The organism is Actinomadura viridis (assembly GCF_015751755.1).
GTDB classification, from domain to species: domain Bacteria; phylum Actinomycetota; class Actinomycetes; order Streptosporangiales; family Streptosporangiaceae; genus Spirillospora; species Spirillospora viridis.
In genome coordinates this window covers 1,519,846-1,537,939 of the sequence record NZ_JADOUA010000001.1, presented here as the reverse complement: position 1 = coordinate 1,537,939, position 18,094 = coordinate 1,519,846, and the positions used below count along the sequence as shown (strand labels likewise).

The 18,094-nt window shown below is 71.0% G+C and carries 16 protein-coding genes; 1 reads left to right on the top strand and 15 read right to left on the bottom strand.

Going from position 1 to position 18,094, the window contains the following annotated elements; translation table 11 throughout:
• Window positions 1-158 precede the first annotated feature (158 nt).
• From IW256_RS06685 to IW256_RS06675, 3 genes are all read right to left on the bottom strand, one after another.
• Window positions 159-785 carry a hypothetical protein gene (locus tag IW256_RS06685; protein WP_197010121.1) on the bottom strand — a complete coding sequence of 209 codons (627 nt, stop codon included), beginning with the start codon at window positions 783-785 and terminating at the stop codon, window positions 159-161.
• A gap of 116 nt (window positions 786-901) precedes the next feature.
• Window positions 902-2,428, bottom strand: coding sequence for a DUF2079 domain-containing protein (locus IW256_RS06680; RefSeq protein ID WP_197010120.1), 1,527 nt, complete (start codon window positions 2,426-2,428; stop codon window positions 902-904).
• A gap of 85 nt (window positions 2,429-2,513) precedes the next feature.
• Window positions 2,514-3,974 carry a glycosyltransferase family 39 protein gene (locus IW256_RS06675; protein ID WP_197010119.1) on the bottom strand — a complete coding sequence of 487 codons (1,461 nt, stop codon included), beginning with the start codon at window positions 3,972-3,974 and terminating at the stop codon, window positions 2,514-2,516.
• 265 nt (window positions 3,975-4,239) lie between these two features.
• On the opposite strand from IW256_RS06675, the gene IW256_RS06670 reads away from it, so the two are divergent.
• Complete coding sequence (locus IW256_RS06670) at window positions 4,240-6,018, top strand: hypothetical protein (RefSeq protein WP_197010118.1); 1,779 nt, start codon at window positions 4,240-4,242, stop codon at window positions 6,016-6,018.
• Window positions 6,019-6,079: 61 nt separating this feature from the next.
• On the opposite strand, the gene IW256_RS06665 is transcribed toward IW256_RS06670, so the two are convergent.
• The 12 genes from IW256_RS06665 to IW256_RS06610 all read right to left on the bottom strand — a co-directional run bounded on the left by IW256_RS06665 (window position 6,080) and on the right by IW256_RS06610 (window position 17,496).
• Window positions 6,080-7,621 (bottom strand): OmpA family protein, encoded by a 1,542-nt coding sequence (locus IW256_RS06665; protein ID WP_197010117.1) that lies wholly within the window; start codon window positions 7,619-7,621, stop codon window positions 6,080-6,082.
• Between the two features lie 139 nt (window positions 7,622-7,760).
• The gene (locus IW256_RS06660; protein ID WP_197010116.1) at window positions 7,761-7,988 is read right to left on the bottom strand and encodes a hypothetical protein; all 228 of its coding nucleotides are present in this window, start codon (window positions 7,986-7,988) and stop codon (window positions 7,761-7,763) included.
• Between the two features lie 108 nt (window positions 7,989-8,096).
• Window positions 8,097-8,765: a response regulator gene (locus IW256_RS06655; RefSeq protein WP_197010115.1), complete on the bottom strand. Its 669-nt coding sequence runs from the start codon at window positions 8,763-8,765 to the stop codon at window positions 8,097-8,099.
• 39 nt (window positions 8,766-8,804) lie between these two features.
• Window positions 8,805-10,007, bottom strand: a complete 1,203-nt coding sequence (locus IW256_RS06650; protein WP_197010114.1) for a sensor histidine kinase — start codon at window positions 10,005-10,007, stop codon at window positions 8,805-8,807.
• Window positions 9,997-10,893, bottom strand: coding sequence for a type II secretion system F family protein (locus tag IW256_RS06645; RefSeq protein ID WP_197010113.1), 897 nt, complete (start codon window positions 10,891-10,893; stop codon window positions 9,997-9,999). Before IW256_RS06645 ends, IW256_RS06650 begins: the two co-directional genes overlap by 11 nt.
• On the bottom strand, window positions 10,893-11,819 hold the full coding sequence (locus IW256_RS06640) for a type II secretion system F family protein (RefSeq protein ID WP_307828762.1): 927 nt from the start codon (window positions 11,817-11,819) through the stop codon (window positions 10,893-10,895). The genes IW256_RS06645 and IW256_RS06640 overlap by 1 nt, the downstream gene beginning before the upstream one ends.
• A complete protein-coding gene (locus IW256_RS06635; RefSeq protein ID WP_197010112.1) occupies window positions 11,816-13,165 on the bottom strand; it encodes a TadA family conjugal transfer-associated ATPase in 1,350 nt (449 codons plus the stop codon). Before IW256_RS06635 ends, IW256_RS06640 begins: the two co-directional genes overlap by 4 nt.
• 3 nt (window positions 13,166-13,168) lie before the next feature.
• Complete coding sequence (locus IW256_RS06630) at window positions 13,169-13,522, bottom strand: pilus assembly protein (RefSeq protein WP_197010111.1); 354 nt, start codon at window positions 13,520-13,522, stop codon at window positions 13,169-13,171.
• Window positions 13,519-13,950: a TadE/TadG family type IV pilus assembly protein gene (locus tag IW256_RS06625; RefSeq protein ID WP_197010110.1), complete on the bottom strand. Its 432-nt coding sequence runs from the start codon at window positions 13,948-13,950 to the stop codon at window positions 13,519-13,521. Before IW256_RS06625 ends, IW256_RS06630 begins: the two co-directional genes overlap by 4 nt.
• Window positions 13,947-15,161, bottom strand: coding sequence for a CpaE/TadZ family protein (locus tag IW256_RS06620; protein ID WP_197010109.1), 1,215 nt, complete (start codon window positions 15,159-15,161; stop codon window positions 13,947-13,949). Before IW256_RS06620 ends, IW256_RS06625 begins: the two co-directional genes overlap by 4 nt.
• The gene (gene cpaB / locus IW256_RS06615) at window positions 15,158-15,874 is read right to left on the bottom strand and encodes a Flp pilus assembly protein CpaB (protein ID WP_197010108.1); all 717 of its coding nucleotides are present in this window, start codon (window positions 15,872-15,874) and stop codon (window positions 15,158-15,160) included. The genes IW256_RS06620 and cpaB overlap by 4 nt, the downstream gene beginning before the upstream one ends.
• A gap of 62 nt (window positions 15,875-15,936) precedes the next feature.
• The gene (locus IW256_RS06610) at window positions 15,937-17,496 is read right to left on the bottom strand and encodes a hypothetical protein (RefSeq protein ID WP_197010107.1); all 1,560 of its coding nucleotides are present in this window, start codon (window positions 17,494-17,496) and stop codon (window positions 15,937-15,939) included.
• Window positions 17,497-18,094 lie beyond the last annotated feature (598 nt).

Below are 18,094 nucleotides of genomic sequence, written 5' to 3'. Positions count from 1 at the left end.
CGGTCAAGGTTTGAGACGCCCACTCACCACCGAAAGTTCACCGCGGGCGGACACCGGGCGCGCCAGGCCGCCCCGGTGGTCAACGAAAAGCGGGCCGCCGCACTGATCGTCCCGTGCGGGCACAAAGGACCCGCACGGCCGGTGACCTGCACATTCCCTCAGGTCAGCTTGAGCTCCGGGAACTTGATGTCGGGGAGCAGGTCGAACGGGCCGCGGCGTTCGGAACGGGCCTGGAAGGACTTGAGGATCTCCGGCACCCGGCCGTCGTCCCCCTCATCGCCCTGGGGAACCCGGACCGTGAGCTGGAGCAGCACCTGATCCTCCGTGAGCGCGAAGGTGTCGATGCTGCGCAGGGACACCGAGGCCCCCGTGGCGGTCCGCGACCTCTGGGACAGCTCGAAGCGGTACGCCGAGACGGCGCCCTTCACCACGACGGGCTCCTCCTTGACGACCCGCTGCCCGGACTTCTGCGCCGAGGAACGGAACTGCACGAGCTTGGTCTCGAGCTCGTGCGGCCACTGCTCCCATTCGGCCACACGAGCCTGCCCGGAGTAGGCGCCGTCCCGCGTGGCCGGGCCGTTGAACTCCATATAACGGTGCCCGAGATCGTCGCTGCCTTGCTGCGGGCGCCATCCGGCCGGCCGCGCGACGCGATAATGGGAACCGTTATATCCTTCGAATCCGGGCGGGAGGGCGACCGCCTCGGTGAACTGGCGCCAGGGAGCCCACCAGGCCAGTCCCGCGACGATCGCGATGAGAACGAAAATGCGAACGGGGTAAGACACAGGTCAACGTATATGAAATCGAGGTTCCGCTGTGGAGAGCCTCAGGACCCAGACCGGGACCCATTTCAAAGCCCCGCCTCAACAGGAACCCCTTCCGGCGCACAGGTGCGCCGTCCTCACCGGGTCCGGCGGAAGAGGAGCACTCCGTCCTCCGAGGCCACCTGTACGAAGCCCCGGCCGCCCAAGGTGCGCAGCGCCGCCGACTGCTGCCGGGCGCTCGGGGAGTCGAGCCCCAGTTCGGCCCGCCGCTCCCTGGCCTCGATGAGTTCGCGCCCCCGCTTCGAGGCGCTCGATGCCCCCTCCTTGGCCCAGTAGACCGTGTCGACGACGACCCAATCGACACGCTCATCCCCGCGAGAGGGGAAGAGCACGACCCCGGTCCGGTCCACCAGGTGCGGCGCCAGCCTGTTGGAGGCGGCGACGGCGGCGCCGTCCGGGATCATGCTCAGCACCCGCCCCGCGGCCACGGCGTGCCGTTCCAGCCGGTAGGTCTGCGGCACCAGCATCCCGTTCCAGATGACCATGGGCGGCAGGAGCGTGAACACCGCGGTCACCCAGACCACCGCCCGGCCGTAACGGCGGACGAACCGGCTCCGGCTCGCGGCGAACGCCGGCAGCGCACTGATCGTCGCCACGAAGAGGATGGGCATCAAAGGCGCGTTGTAGTGGACGCCCCCGATGGACCAGTGGAACGGGTTGTCGGAGATCAGGCGCGGGAGCAGTCCCGGGATCACCAGCAGCGTCAGTGGCGAACGCAGGGTCGCTCCGCAGGTGATGATCAGGACCATGATGATCGGCATCGCCTTGCCGGGGTGCTCCCCGAAGCCGAGCGGCAGCCCCGTCAGGGCGCGCACCGGGCCGCCCTCGACGAACGCGGAGTAGCTGAAGCCGTTGGTGTTGAAGTACGGGAGGAACACCTTGACGGTGAAGGCCACGGCCACCAGGCCGATCACCACCAGGAGCGCGCCGGTACGGCGGCTGCCGCGCCACCACAGGTAGGCGCCGACCGCGGCCACGGTCAGCCCCATGTCCTCCTTGACGAAGATGAGCGGCAGCGTCCAGGCCGCCGCGGCGGTCCAGCGGTGCTCGGCCAGCGCGACCATGGCGAACGCCAGCATCGGGACGGCGAAGGCGATCTCGTGGAAGTCGAAGCCGATCGCGCCATGTACGCCCCACGACAGGCCGTACATGGCGGACATGATGAGACCCGTCCCCGTACCGAGGCGGCGCAGGGCGTACCTGGTGATCGGGACCACCGAGACGGCGATCAGGGCCGCCTGGGCCACCAGAAGGGTCACCGGGTCGGGCCACACCCAGTAGAGAGGGGCAAGCAAGGCGATGATCGGATGGAAGTGGTCACCGAGCAGGTTGAACCCCGGGCCCTTGATCGGCACGATCGGCGCTTCGAACGCCGCGTAGGCCCGTACGGCCTGATCGAAGATCCCCAGGTCGAAACCGGCGGTGTAGAGATTGCGGTGGCGGGCGATCGCGTAGGCGCTGTAAAGGCAGAACAGGAGCGCCGCCAGGACACCCGGAGCCCACCGCCGCAGGCGATCCGGTCCCGCGCTCCCCTCCGGCAGGGTGGCTGCGTCACTGCCGGCCGCCGCCCCGGTCGGCTCCTCCGCCCCCGCCGCCCTCGCCATCTCAGTCTCCGGCACCTTCGCCCCCGCCTCTCCCCGCTCCAGCGTTCCGTTCCTTCGCCCGGCCCTCGGCGCTCGCGGGTACGCCTTATCGGGACCGCGTGTACAGCCGCACCCGGTAGCCGCCCGACTTCCGCGTCAGCGACCCGGCGAACTCGGGAGAACCGGTGATCGCGTTCTTGGCCGCCCACAGGCGGTCGGTCCGCACCCCGGTGAGGTCCGGTTCACCCGGTTCGACGATCCACACGCGACGCACCGGCTCCAGCCGCCGGCTGAACTCCGGCACATCGACCTCCGTTCCGGTGAGATTCGCCGCCGTCCGCGGCGTCGCCTCCTGCGCGATATCCCGCAGGCCGCTGAAACCTTCCGGATAGGCCGCCGTCACATGGCGCCAGAAGGCCGGCAGATAGACCACCGCGTCATCCGGCCTCTTGTGGCTCCCTACGAAATCCGACAGTGCCCGGATATCGTCACCGCCGTGGGCGTCGGGAGTCCGCACGATCTGGTGGGCGGGAACGAAAAGGATGGCCGCCGCCACCGCGGCGGCGATTCTTGTCTTGTTCCCCATATTCGCCAGCACGGCACCGGAAATGAGCGCCACCGCGGGAAACGAACAGGCGAGGTAGCGGAAAAGGAACATGGGCTGCACCAGCGAAACGAGTAGCAGCAGCGTCGCCGGGAGAAGCAGCCATGCCAGCAGGAAGCGGAACGCCCGAGCCTGCGTCCCCTCTGGAGACTCCTCCGCCTCTCTCTCCGCGCGCGCGAACCGTCCCCCGCCCAGGGCGCCCACGGCACCGATCACCGCCAGAGGGAGGAGCACGAACACGTACCCGCCGCCGAACAGTGTGGACATCACCCCGACCACCTGGCCGGTGTCGGTCTCCTGGATCCACTGGACGGCCGACCGCTGCCGCCAGGCGAGCACCGCGAACGGGGACACCGCCACCAGCGCGATCGCGGCCGACCACGCCCACGCGCGGACCCGAGCCTTCCGGTTCCGCCCGGGCCCGGCGCTCAGCAGGATGTGGACGAGGTGCGCCGGAACGAGCAGGACGCTCATCAGCCCGGCCGCGATGGTCGATGCGAGCAGGAGCGCGTACGCCGCGTACCAGCGCGCCGTCCCGCGCTCGACGGCGAGCACCAGGAGCAGCGTGGCGAAGGTGGCCAGCGCCACGACGAGGGCGGTCGACCTCGCCTCCTGCCCGTACCTGCTGACCGTGGGCGTGACCGCGAAGACCAGCCCGGCGAGCGTCCCGGCCCGGTGGGACAGCAGCCGGCCGCCGAGCACGGTGACACCGAACGCGGCCACCGCCATCGCCACCGCGGACGGCAACCGCACGGCGATCTCGGAATCGCCGAACGACTGCACGATCGGCCACAGCAGGAAATAGTAGAGACCGTGCACGGCGTCGATATTCTGCAACATCGACCACAACTCGCCGGGCGTCCTGCGGACCGCCGACAACGTCGCGGCCTCGTCACGCCAGAGGGAAGGGCCGCGAATTCCCCACACGGCGACGGCGAAGGCCACGGCCGAAGGAACGATCATGACCGTACGGCGCGCCCACGGCCGCGCGTTCTCCCGTCCGGAAACGCGCGTCCTTGACGAAACGATCGTGGAAGTATCTGTCAAGGCACCCGCATCGGTGTGAGTCTCCGGGTCGCCACCCGGACGACAGGAAATCTTCCTGACATGGTACTGGCGGAACGCGGCGGCCCGGCATAGGCCCACAGGCCCAATTCGAGACCCAGATCCGGGCTCGGCGGCAATTTTCCCGTGCGCCCCCGGGCCGCGCGCGCTTACGGTGATGGCCGTGACCGTTTCACCGACGCCGCCGCGGCTGCGAGACCGCCCGGCGGCGTCCGCGTCGCGCCGGACCGGTCTCCTCCCCTGGCTGCTCCTGGCCGGCTGGGCGGCCCAGGCGGGCGTGCGCATGCTGTTCTGGTGGGGGCGGACGGGCCCGCTCATCCTCCCCGACGAGACCGGATACCTGTTCGCGGCGCGGTGGCTGACCGGTGGCCCTCCTGCCGACCTGTCCGGTTTCAGCTTCTACCAGGGCGGCTACGCGCTGCTGCTCACCCCGGCCTACCTGATCAGCGACGACCCGGACACCGTCTACCTGCTGGCCAGGGTGACCAACGCGCTTCTCGGCGCGACGGTCTTTCCCCTCGCCTACCTCCTGCTGGTCCGCCTCGGGATCCGCCGCCTGAACGCCCTTCCGCTGGCGTGGGCGGCGGGGCTGCTGCCCGCCGGCATCCTGTACGGCGGCGGGCTCGCGCTCGCCGACACGATCCTGCCCTCCCTCGTGCTCGGCTGGCTCCTGGCGCTGGACAGGTTCGTCCGGACCGGGCACGTGCCCGCGGCGGCGTGCGCCAGTGTCCTTGCGGCGTACGCCTGCGCCACCCACATGCGCGGAATGATCGTGATCGCCGTCCACACGGTCGTGCTGACGGGATACGCGCTGTGGCGGCGCACGGAGCGGAGCACCCGCCGGACGGCGCTGGCCTGCCTGGCCGTCACCGTCCTCGGTTACGGCGCGGGCACCCTCCTCAACGCGCGCCTGCTCGACGCGCTCTACCCCACGGGCGAGAGGGACCACACGGGCATCCTGCTCGACCGCCTCCCCACCCTGGACGGCCAGCTGTGGGCGATCTCGGGCGCGGTCGGCCAGCTCTGGGCGATGATCTGCGGCACCTGGGGGCTGGCCGGGGTCGGCGTGATCCTGGTGGCCCGGACCGTGCTGACGCGTACCTCCCCCACCGCCGACCGCATCATGTGCGGGATCCTGCTCAGCGTCACGGCGGGCGTCGCGTACGCCTCCTCCGCCGCGCTGCCCAACGAGCATCGCATCGGCAACTACGCCTACGGCCGCTACCTCGCCTGCGTCGTGGTGGTCTACGCGCTCGTCGGCCTGGCCGCCCTGGTGAAGGGCCGATCCGTCAGGCGGGTCTTCGCCGCGACGCTCGTCCTGACCGCCCTCGCCGCCGTCTGGGTCCGGCTGTACGGCGGCGAACTGCTGGAACGCTACGCGCTCTACATCTGGGACCTGCCGGAGGTCGGGCTGCTCGGCGGCAGCTACGACCACTTCCGCCCGGCGGTGACCACGGCGGTCGCCGGTCTCCTGCTGGCGCTCCTGTGGGCCTTGTGTCGCTGGGGGGTGCCCAAGCTCTTCGGTGCCCTCATCGTCATCAACCTGTCGGTGGCACTGATCCCGATCGCCATCATGCGCGGCGCCGACGAGTCCTCGCCCGTCCCGTCCCTCCCGGGCGCGCGCGCCGGACGGGTGGCGGTCGAGCGGCCCGAGTACGGCACCGACCGGCGCCGTCCCGACCTGTACAAGCCCACTGCCGAGATGGTCCACCTGCGGATCGCCCACCAGGTGGGGTGGACCCGGCTCGAAGGCTTCGACAAGGAGCGGGGCCTGCCGGGGCCGGACGTGTGCACGGCGATGGTCTACTGGCCCGCCGGCGTCCAGGCGGCCGATTCCTGGCCCGGCCACCCGGCCGGCTGGCGCTACCAGCGCAGCGGCGCGGGGATCCGCGGTCTTTGGTGGGTCGTCTGGTACGACCCGTCCTGCCCCGCCGGCCGCTGACCTCGGCCGGGCCCCGCACCATCGCAGGGCCCGGCCCGGAACGGCTACTTCACTGGCGGGCTCACTGCACCGGGACGTTCTGCGCCTTGCCGAAGCCGGGCACGTCCACGGTCACGGACCGGACGTCCGCGGAGATCTTGTACATCGCCGTCAGGGTGATCGATTCACCCTGAGTAAGCTCGCTGACCTGTGGATTCATCGCGGTGAAGTAGGACCCGAGCCCTTGGCCCTGCCCGTCGCGAAGCACCCGGTAGCGGGCCTTGCCCGACTCCAGCGCCACCCCGTTGACGCCCGCGCCGTAGTAGCCCTCGGACAGGGCGAGGCCGTTGAACACCGCGTCCACCTGCAGCTTGGTCGGATCGTCGTTGATCGCCGTCCACGACAGGGTCGCGTAGCCCTCGCCGGCCCGGCGCAGCGGGCCGACCTCGACCTTGGCGTTACGCGGCCAGGCACCGGCGTACCCGGGCGGCGGCCCGCCCTGGGCCCGCAGCGAGACCTTCGCGGTGGACGAGGGGGCCGGGGCTGACGGCGGCGCGGCGGGACGCGGGCGGGCGAATGAGACCGACACCCGGCGGTTGAGCGCCCTGCCCCGCTCGGAGTCGTTCGACGCCACCGGTTGGGTCGAGCCGTGCCCCTTGGCCTGGTAGGTGATCCCCGTCCGGGTGACCAGCTTCTGCAGGGCACCCTGGACGCTCTGGGCGCGGCGCTCGGAAAGCGGCTCGTTGATGGCGTCGTTGCCCGAGTTGTCGGTGTGCCCGTCGACCGTCACGGTCTTCCCGGGCGATTGGTCGATCTTGGCGGCGACCTCTTTCAGGATTTCCTGGGCCCGAGGCGTCAGGTCGGCCTTGTTCAACGCGAAGAGCACATCGGAGGAGACGCGCACTTTCAGGTCCGCGCCGAGATCCTCCTCGACACCGGTGGCGTTCTCGGTGAGCGCCGCGACCGGCAGAACGCGGGGGGCCGCGGTGGGGGTCTTCGCGGGGTCCATCTGCTGGCCGCCCTCGACCTCCAGCGTCCCGCCCGGCCTATTCGTCACCGGTACGTCGAGAAGCGGCGCGGCGTTGGGAAAAACGACACCCAGTTTCGACACCGAGGCCGGCGGCGCCGGGAACGCGGCGGCCAGTTCGATGGACTGCCCGGCCTGGACCGTCAGGAACCCGGTGTACCTGGTGCACAGGCATTTACCTCCGGTCTCCGCCAGAGGAAAGTGTCGCCGCGAATTGACCGGATCGAAAAGGGTGATTCCCGAAACCGCGTTCGGGTCCGCCTTCATACCTTCTGCCGGAGGTTGGACGAAGCCGCTGAGGGTGGAGCCGAAGTCGAACGGCCCGCCGTCCTGGTTGACGGCGCGCATCCTGGCGATGACGATCTTGTCCGACACCCGTTCCAGTGCCATCAGATCGACGCGCACCTTGGAGTTCTGCATCATGACCTGCGACTGCAACGGCGTGGAGTTGGCCGGTGCACCGCCCGAGGACGGGGAACCCGACGGTTTCCCGGAGGGCTTGTCGTCGGAGGCGCAGGCGGAGACCGCCAGCCCCGCCGCGATCAGAACGGCCGTCGGCCTGAACAGGGCAGCGGGCGTGACGACCTTCCAACACATCGTTCGGGGGAACCTCACCCTCGGACTCCTCTCTCTTCCAGCCGGCGGAACGGAACGACGGCGGACACACGACGATACCCGGAAAGCTGGTTTCCCCCAGCCTTCCGGGTATCTGTGAGTCGTCGCGAGGAGACGCGGGTCAGGTGCTGCCGCCACCCTTCTGGAAGACCTTCGTGATGGCCTGCTTGATGAAGTTCACGATGTCCGTGCCGATGCCGGAACTGACGAACGCACCGGCGATCACCGCGATCAGGAGAATCACCGCGATGTAGGAGATCGGGCCCTCTCCACGGTCTTCCTTCATGCGCTCCTTGGTGAGGCTGTAGCGCGCACCGAGCCACGCGTACGCCGTCTGCATCTGCTCCATTTTCCACCCTCCGCGTTTCCCGATCCGTTCGCTCTCCATAAAGGTACGGAAACGGGTACGGAAGACGTAGGGTCCGCAGACCCAAACCAGGCCCATTCTGGAGGCCCATCAGCGGTCCCCCACCGCGGTGCCGAGCCAGCGGGCGATGGCGGTCGCGCGGTTGTCCACCGACATCTTGGAGAAGATGCGGTTGACATGGTTCTTCACCGTTTTCTCGACGAGGAACAGCTCCGCGGCGATGGCCCGGTTCGTCAGTCCGCGCGCGATGAGGTCCATGACCTCGGCCTCCCGCGCCGAGAGGCCGAAGCGAGCGTGGTCGCCGGAACGCGCCGTGTCGCCACCCGTCGCCGGCCTGGGCTCCTGCACTGCGGCCATCAGCGCGCTCACAGCGGCTGGTGACAGCGGGTTGCCCGTCCCCCCGGCGGTGTCGCGGACCGCCGCGGCCAGGGCGTCCGCGGTGAAGGTGCCATGGACGAGGTAGCCGCTGGCGCCGTTGCGCACGGCCGAGCGGACCACCTCCGGATCGTCGGTGTAGGTCAGCATCAGCACCCGTGTCAGCTTGCTGAGGACCTGGGCCGCGGTGACCCCGTCCACGAGGGGCATCCGCACGTCGAGCAGCACCAGGTCCGGCTTGAGCCGTTCCGCCAGCTCGATCGCGTGCTTACCGTCGCCGGCCTCGCCGACGACCTCCGCCTCGCCACGTGCTTCCAGCAGCGCGACCAGCCCGGATCGGACCACGGGATTGTCGTCGGCGACGACCACTCTGATGGGAGCCATCGGTTTCCTTCCGCTCGTCGGCGGTCTTCGCGCCGCAATTCACGCCACTTCAAGATCGGTCGCCCATCCCTCCCCCAGGGCCCCGGGGAAGGTGACGGCGATGGTGGTGCCCGCGCCGGGGCGAGAGTCGACGTCGAGCCGCGCGCCCACGGTCGCCGCCCGTTCCCGCATCCCGACCAGCCCGTAGTGCCCCTCCCGGACCAGTTCGGAGAAGTCCGGCGAGGCGCTGAAGCCATGGCCGTCGTCGGCGACGGTGAGCACCGGGCCGGCGGGCCCGAGGGTCAGCCGGACGTCGACCGCCGAGGCGCCCGCGTGCCGGGACACGTTCTCCAGCGCCTCCTTGAGGATCGCCACCAGCTCGTACCTGGTCCGCAGGGGCAGGTCGACGCCCGGATCGGCGCTCACCCGGGCCTGCACGCCGGACGAGCGCGCCCAGTCCGCGGTGACGGCCCCGACGACGGTGTCGATGGGCTGCTGCACCACGTCCTCGCGCAGGTCGGAGATGAGCTGCCGCACCTCGCGGGAGGCGATCTCCGCGGCCGCCGCGATGCGCACCGCCTCCTGCTCGGCCCGGCTCGGTTTCCTGGCCAGCCAGAGCGGCAGCGCTTCCGCGGACATGGCGATGCCCCGCAGGGTCTTGGCCAGCGAATCGTGCATCTCCCGGGCCAGCCGGGCCCGTTCCTCGGCCGCGGCGGCCACCACCTCGGCCTGGCCGCGCGCCTTGTAGAGTTCCTCGTGCTCGTCGAAGAGCCGGCGTATCTTCGCGCCCAGGTAACCGCAGATGGGATAGAACGCGGGCATGGCCACGACCGTCTGGAAGCTCACGATCGAGCCCGAGTCGCTGGCCGCGGCCCCGTAGTAGGCGGCCACCTGCATCAGGCAGACGAGCAGGACGCCCGTCCGGTGGTGGAGCAGGCCCGCGACGGTGGACGTCACCACGGTGAACAGGAAGAACGGCCCGAGCACGCCTCCGGCGACCAGCACCACGTAGGAGACGCACACGTCGATCACGATCAGCACGGGGTAGGCGAGCAGCCACGTCACGATCTGCTGCCAGGCGACCAGGCCGAGCCAGGACAGCAGCGCCACGCCCACCACCACGACGGTGGTCTCCAGGTTCTGCCGGTTGTACGGGGTCAGCAGCATGGACATCACGGCCATCCAGATCCGGACCTGCATGAGCAGCCGGAAGGTAGAGCCGATCCGCCGCCCGGCGACGCCGCCGAGCCCTTCACCCGCCAAAGACGTTGCTGACGTTGGCACCGCTCCCCCAGTACAGCATCGCGATGATGAGCAGGATCATGCCGGGCACCATCAGGAAGGTGACGACCATGGTGATCTGCGGATCGGCGCGCTGTGCGCGGCGGCGCGCGTTCTGGAACGCGTCCCGGCGCATGTCGACGCTGATCTCGCTCAGGGCTCGGGCGAGCGGCGCGCCGAGTTCCTCGGCCTGCAGGATCGCCGTGACGAACGCGGCGAGCGAGTCGCTGTCGTTGCGCTGCCGCAGGTCCTCGAACGCGGTGCGGAACGGAGCCCCCAGCTCCATCTGGCGCAACGCCGTCATCATCTCGTCCGAGAGGGCGCCCTGCATGCTCTCGGCCACCCGCCGCAGCGCCGGCCGGAAGCCCATCCCGGCCGACACCGTCACGGTCAGCACGTCCAGGAAGTCCGGCAGCGAGCGCTGGATCTCCTCCTGCCGTTCCCGGGTCAGGTTCCACAGCACGATGTCGGTCTGCACGAAACCGATCGCCAGCAGCAGCGCGCCGAGGTACGGATGACCGCTGATCATGCCGCTCAGGCCGGCCACCCCGTAGACCGTGATGTTCCCGGCCTTGTTCTGGGCGTACCCCTCGACCGTCAGTCCCGCCGGCCGCCCGGCCCGCTCGATCCGCTGGCGGAGCTTGCCGCGGCCCGAGGGTGAGATCGTCCGCAGCACCAGCGGCGCCAGCGGCCGCCCCAGCGGGTTGATGATCTCGCCGAACGGGCCGAAGTGCTCCTTCTTCTTGGCCTTGCCGCCGGTGACGATCTGGGCGTCCGCCGCCGCCGGCCGTCCGTGGCTGCGCAGGAGGTAGCCCCAGACGAACAGCGGCACGGTGAGCCCGGCGGCGAGCGCGATGATCAGTGGCATCACACATCGATCCTTGTCATCCGGCGGATCAGCAGGACCGCGGAGGAGAAGAGGACCAGCACCGTCACCAGGATGAGCTGGCCGACGACGGAGGCGGTCATCCGTTCGAGGGTGCCGGGGCTGAAGACGGCGATGCCCAGCAGCATCACCGCGCCCATGCCGCCGATCGCCCAGCCCGCGACGACCGACTGGCCGAGGATGGTCTTGACCTCGCGCCGCGTCTCCTTGCGCTGTTCCAGCGTGGTGGCGATGTTGCGGAGCGAGGTGATGAGCGAGCCGCCGGAACGGGACGCCACCACCAGGGTGCTGACCAGCACGGCCAGCTCCCGGGACGGAAGCCGCTCCCGCAGGTCGTTCATCGCCTCGTCGAACGACTGGCCGAGCCGCAGGGCCTCGGCGGTGCGCGCCAGTTCGGTACGGGCCGGATCGTCCAGCTCCTCGGCCGCCATCTCGATGGCGGTGCGGATGGACAGCCCCGCCGAGGTCGCGTTCCCCAGGACCCGGGCGAGCTCGGGGAGCTGCCCGACGAACTCCTCCCGGCGGCGGTCCTCCTGGTGCCGCAGGTACGCGAACACCGCGCCGCACCCGCCGGCGGCCAGCACCACGCCCAGGAAGGGCGAGAGGAACTGGCCGAGCAGCACGATGATCGCCAGCCCGGCGCCGCCCAGCGCGAAGACGAAGGTGGAGAGCCTGATCCGGGTGCCGGAGGCGGTCAGCCTGCGGCCGAGCCGCCGTCCCAGGTTGGTACGGCGCAGCCGGGCGTCCCAGCGGTCGAGGAACGTGGCCATCCGCCGCTCCTCGTACCCGCGGGCGCCGCGGGTGGCCAGCTCGGCCCGCTGGTCGAGGCCGCGGCCGAACTCGTAGGCGGCCCACACCACGGCGGCCAGGACCGCGAGGAGGGACAGCATGATCGTGGGAAGGTTCACCGGGCACCCCCGTGCTCTCCCAGGCCGTTGTGGCCCGCGCCGTTCGCGCCGACGCCGAAGACGGGCGGGATCGCCTCGCCGCCGAACATCAGCTTCTCCGCGAGTTCGGGCGGGAGCGGGGAGTGGACGAACCGGCCCCGCACCACCCGGTCGAGCCCGACCGGTTCCTGCTGGAAGCGCAGGATGCCGGTCAGCCTGACCTCCTCGCGCCGCCCGGAGGTGATCACTCCGATCTCCTTGACCCACCGGGACCCGTCGGCCGCCCGTTCCAGGAAGATGATCACGTCGACCGCGTTCACGATCTGGTCGCGCACCGCCTCGTAGGGGATCTTGACCTCGCTCATCGAGGCGAGCGTCTCCAGGCGGTGGATCGCGTCCTGCGCCGAGTTGGCGTGCACGGTCACCAGCGAGCCGTCATGGCCGGTGTTCATCGCCTGCAGCATGTCCAGGGTCTCCGAGCCCCGGACCTCGCCGACGATGATGCGGTCGGGCCGCATCCGCAGCGAGTTGCGCACCAGGTCGCGGATCGTGACGGCGCCCTCGCCCTCGATGTTGGGCGGGCGGGACTCCAGCCGGATCACGTGGTCCTGCTGGAGCTGCAGTTCCGCCGAGTCCTCGATGGTGACGATCCGCTCGTGGCTGGGGACGAAGCCCGACAGCGCGTTGAGGAAGGTCGTCTTGCCGCTGCCCGTACCGCCGGTGACGACCATGTTGAGCCGGGCCCGCACGAACGCCGCCAGCAGCACCGCGGTGGCCTGGTCGAGCGACCCCTTCTCCACCAGCTCGTGCATCTGGTACGCGCGCGGGAAGCGGCGGATCGTCATCACCGGGCCGATGAGCGACAGCGGCGGGACGATGACGTTCACCCGCTCACCGGTGGGCAGGCGCGCGTCCACCATCGGGCTGGACTCGTCCACCCGCCGGTTGACCTGCGCGACGATCCGGTCGATGGTCTGGTGAAGCTGCGCCTCGCTGGCGAACCCGATGTCGAGCCGGGTCAGCTGGCCGGCCCGCTCGATGTAGATGTCGTCGGGTCCGTTGACCATGATCTCGGTGACGGTCGGGTCGGCCAGCAGCGGCTCCAGCACCCCCAGGCCCAGCGCCTCGTCCACGATCCGGCGGATCAGCATGCTCCGCTCGCGGGCGGCCAGCACCGGGCCCTCGCGGGTGAGGATGTGGCCGACCACCTTCTCCAGGCGGGCCCGCCGCTGGGTCAGGTCCAGCTCCGCCAGGTCGTCCAGGTTGATCTCTTCCAGCAGCCGCGACCGCCAGTGCGCGATGCTGGCGCCGGCCGGCGCCTGGCGGCCGGCCGCGTCCTTGGCCTCCACCCTGTTACGCAGTCCCATCGCTCACCCTCCGACCGGGATCTGAACCTTGCGCGTGATCGTGAAGTCCAGCGGAACGCCCTTGGCCAGCATCGGGACCTTGGCGCGGATCACGCACACGACGGCGTCGCCGTCGCGGAAGACCTGGACCGACTGCTCGTTCAGCCACGCGGGCATGACGTTCTCCGCCGCGGCGCGCCCGGCGCCGACGTCCTGCATGCTCCCGACCCGGGCACCGGTACGGGCGGCGTCCTCGATCTTCTCGACCGCGGTGAACCCGGCGTAGACCTCGAAGCAGACCATGAGCACGAACAGGAACAGCCCGATCATGGACAGGTACTCGGTGGCGGCGCTTCCCCGGTCGCGATCGGCGGTCATCGCGCACCCTCCTGCTCGTACACGACCTTGGTGCGGGCGGAGACCGTCATCGGCAGCAGCACGCCCGGGAAGAGCAGCGGCACCTTGATGTTGACCCGTACGTAGCCGCAGTCCTCGTCCACCCGCGGCACCTTCCTCGGGTCGCAGACGTCGCCCGTCGGGTAGCGGACCTGGATGTTCTCCTCGTCGGCCCACAGACCGGCGATGCGCTGCACCGCGGCCTTCTTCACCTCGTCGTGGTCGCCCCCGACCGCGGCCACGCGGGCGCCCTCGTTGGCGGCGTGTCCCGTGTAGGTCGCCGACATCCCGACCAGGAACGCCTCCCACACCAGCAGGCAGGTGGTGAGGAGCACCGGGAGGATGCCGGTGAACTCCACCGCGCCGGAGTCGCGGCGGGCGGACGCCGCCGGTGCCGGGGGCCTTCTCATGTCCCTCCCGCCTTGGCGCGGAGCAGGCCGCCGCGCCCCTCGGGTCCGGTGGGGATCGGCAGCACGCCCAGTTCCTCGCCGAGCTGGGCGATCGCCCGCCGGAAGCCGTCGTCGTCGACCCTGGCGAGGGCCCCGTTGTTGATGGCGCGCTCCAGCGCGCGGAAGGCGGGCGGGACGGTGGTGCGCAGCAGCGGCATCCCCAGGATCCGGGCGGCGAAGTCCGGCTGGATCTCGTTCTTGCGGCTCTGCCGGGTCAGCACCACCGAGACCTGGTCGGGCTTGCGCACCCGCAGCCGTTCCCACAGGTGCGCCAGCCGCTTGGCGGCCCGCAGGCAGGGCAGGTCCGGGGTGACGGTGATGACGGCCTGGTCGGCCATCTCGACCGACGACACCGACCCCTCGGTCATGAAGGCGCCGCAGTCCACGATGACCACCTCGTAGCGGGAGCGCAGCACCCCGAGGATCTGGCGGGCCGCCAGCGAGGTCACGTCCTCCGCCCGTTCCCCCTCCGAGGGGGCGAGCAGGACGTGCGGGCCGGCGTCGTGGACGAACAGGGCGTCGGCGAGCATCGTCCCGCTGAGCTCGTCGGCCACCCCGACCAGGTCGGCGATGCTACGCCGGTGGACCATGTCGAGGTAGGTGGGGATGTCGCCGGTCTGGAGGTCCATGTCGACCAGGCAGACGGTCCGGCCGGCCGCGGCGGCGGTCAGGGCGAGCTGCACCGCCAGGGTCGTCGCCCCGGTGCCGCCCTTGGCTCCGGCCAGCGCCACCACCCGGCCGCGGCGGCCGCCGATCTCGTCGATGCCGGGGTTGGCGCCGAGCCACCGCCGCATCCCCCGGGACCACTCGGCCACCGAGGTCAGCCGCGAGTTGAGCTCCTCCAGGGTGGGCGTGCGGCCCAGCACGCCGCGCGCGCCCGCCTCCAGCGCGCGGGTCAGCACGTCCTCGTCCACCCGCTCGCTGATCAGCACCGCCGCGACGTGCGGGCGGCGCATCGCGATCTCCCGGATCAGTTCCTGGCCGGACTGCGGGGTGATGTCCTCGTCGATCAGCACGACGTCGAGTTCCTGGTGGGAACTGGCGATGCCGAGGACGTCGCCGGAGCCGGTCTCGACGCCGACGACCTCGACGTCGGCCAGCTCGGCGATCTGCGTGCGGAGGCGGCCGGCGAGCTCCTGGTCGGCGGTGCCGATGAGGATCTGGATGCTCATCGTCCCGCCTGCGGGGTCTCGCAGAGGCGGTTGAACGGGGGCTTGGCGTCCTGGGCGCCGCCCACCAGGGCGAGCCGCACCTTGCGGGCGAAGCTCTCGGCGTAGGTCAGCTTCAGGGTGTCGTCGGAGTTGAGCGCGAAGGTCACCGGGACGGCCGCGCCGGAGGTCTGCTGCCGGCTGCCGCCGCCCTGCTGCTGCCCGCCGCCGGCGTCGCTGGTCTGCTGCACCTGGCCGACGTTGATGACCTGGACGCGGTTGAGGATGCGCACCGCGCAGGCCGAGGTGACCTGGCGGCCGTTCTGGGTGGAGTCGAACGAGGCGTACACGTCGACGATCGACCCGTTCATGACCTTGCCCGCGACACCGGTCTCCGCGTCGATCAGGATGGCGATCTCACGCTGGCCGGGACGGAGCGAGGGCGCGTCCAGGAGCATGCCCTGCTGGAGGTAGGCGCCGCTGGGGATGCTCCCGGCCGCCACCTTGCCCTGCAGGTCGGCGATGTTGGTCACGAAGGCGTTGGTCGCCCACTTCTTGGGGATCTGCGTCTGGCGCACGGCGGAGGCGCTGACCGGCTGGAACGCCTCGATGTTGGACTGCACCTGCAGGACCGTGGTCATCTCGCCGACCGCGGCGTCGGCGTCGGCCTGCACCTTCCCGACGTACCCGACGACCGTGATGAACACCAGCACGGCCCCCACGGCCGCCAAGATCATCAACAGCACACCACGTCGCTGGCGGGGGTTCATGTCACTCCGTTCCTACAGAGTCGAACGTGCTAGTGATTCCTGATCGGCCGGAACTCGATGGTGCCGTTGCGGGAGGCCTCATCGTTCTGAGACGCCTCCTCCACCGTGGGTGGTTCGGGCTCGGCGACCGGAGTCCCGGTTCGGTCAGGGTGGGCGGTGGACACGGAGATCGTGTCCGGATGGTCCGGCGGGGACCCGGCGTCCGCCGTCCGGTCCTTCCCGTCCGGCGCGGGGCCCGGGGAAGGAGGCCACCGTTCGGACGGCGCGCCGGGCCCTTCGCCGGGGTCCGGCCGGGCCGGGAGGACCGGCTGCGGCGCGGTGGGCGCGGCCGGAGGCGGCGCGCCGAAGGACTGCGGGGGCTTGGGAGCCCCGGACCGCGGAGGCTGCGGAGGCTGCGGATCCGGCATCGGTGTCGGGGCCGGCATGGGCATGGGGACCGGCGCCGGCGGCGCGGCCGTTGGGCCGGCCGGCGGAACGGGGGCCTGGGGTCCGGGAGGCGGAACGGGGGCCTGGGGCCCGGGACGCGGTGGCGCCGGGCCCTGCGGTACGGCGGACGGGGGCGCGGAGCCGGGTGGCGCGGGGGCCGGCGGGGCCGGCGGGGCCGCCGAGGCCGCCTGCGGCTGGGCGGGGACCACGGGGCCGGAAGGCTGAGGGCCGGGACCAGGGGGCTGGTGACCGGGGCCGGGGCCGGGGGGCTGAGGGCCGGGGCCGGGAGGCTGAGGGCCGGGGCCCGGCTGGACGGCCGTCCCCGCCGGCGCCTGCTCCTGCGCACCCGGCTGGGCCCGGTGGCAGAACGGGCACACGGCCAGCGCGGCAGGTTCGCCGCACCAGGGGCAGGGTGCGTGCCGGACCGCCTCCAGGGCCGCGTGCAGGTCCTGTGGATGGCCGCTGAACGCGACGAACTCCGCGTACTTCTTGGTCCCCCAGTACTGCGCGCTGAGCGGCTGGGACGCCACGAACGTCAGCGAGACGACGCGCAGCTCGGGCTTGAGCCTCTTCTGGAGCCAGTCCACGTCGCCGTGCTCGTGGGAGGCGAGCATCAGGACCGGATCGAGCGGGCGGTGGGCGACGTCGAGCACGGGCTTGGCGGACGTGACCCGCTGCACCGCCGGCCGGGTGCCCGCCGCGACCATGAAGCCGCTTCCGGGCATGAGCGAGGCCATGTGCTGGCCGAGCCCGGTCCGGACGTGCTCCAGCTTGGCGACGCTGTTCACCCAGGCGCCCGTGTAGATCCGGTCGGCCAGGACCTGGACGATGCCGGCGAGCACGCCGGGACGGATGTGCGGCGCCATGAACGCGAGCTGGTCGGCGACCAGGGAGAGGGCCAGCGGGGGCAGGTCGAGGGGGCGTCCGGCGATCCGGTCGGTGTTCAGGAGCGCGCGCGCCATCCGCACCAGCCTGACGGCGGCCTCCGACCTCCACGCCGGGTAGACGACCAGGGCCGCTCCGTGCCGCCGCAGCGCGTGCGCCATCTGGTCGACGAAGGCGAGCGCCGCCTCCGGCGCCGCCGAGTCGGCGACCCGCCACGCGACCGGCTCCGGAATGATGCCCGTGCTGGGGAGCTCACCCACGAGCACCACCGCGGTCATGCGCTCATCCGTGCCTTGTTGGGCATCATGCGCCGTTCCCTCTTTCGTGACTCTCCGTTATGCATCCGAACGCGCAAACGACCCTAATTCGTATAAAGCGAAATTGACCATAGCCGCCTCGCCAAGCCCGGCTCAAGAGGGTTGTGTAACACTTCATCGAACCATCGGCCACGGACCGTCTTTTCCGCCTGCCCGGAGCGGCCGAGTGGCCGATCTCCCGCCCTGGGACGGGACGGCCCGGCGGAACCGGCGGCCGCGGTGAAGTGGAGCGCGAACGAGTTGGCACGACCGGCTCGCCGGCCACGGCCGCCCGCCCCCGCCCGGTATCCGCACTCACCGCTGAACTCGCCTTTACAGAATAGTTACATCCGGCCGGCGCCGGGGTGCGGGCGGCGCCATGGCCACCGGCCCGCTGGGCGCCGTGACGAGCGGGGAGCACGCCTTTCCACAAGCGACCTGCGACGTGTCCCAAGGTCACGCCGTACCAGACCGAACGGTCGCTCCCGGGGCGGACATTCCCCCGCCCCGGGACACGACCGGACCCCGGGGAGCTCGGGGACCCATCGATTTGGGGCCCGCGAGCCCTTGACAATCCGGC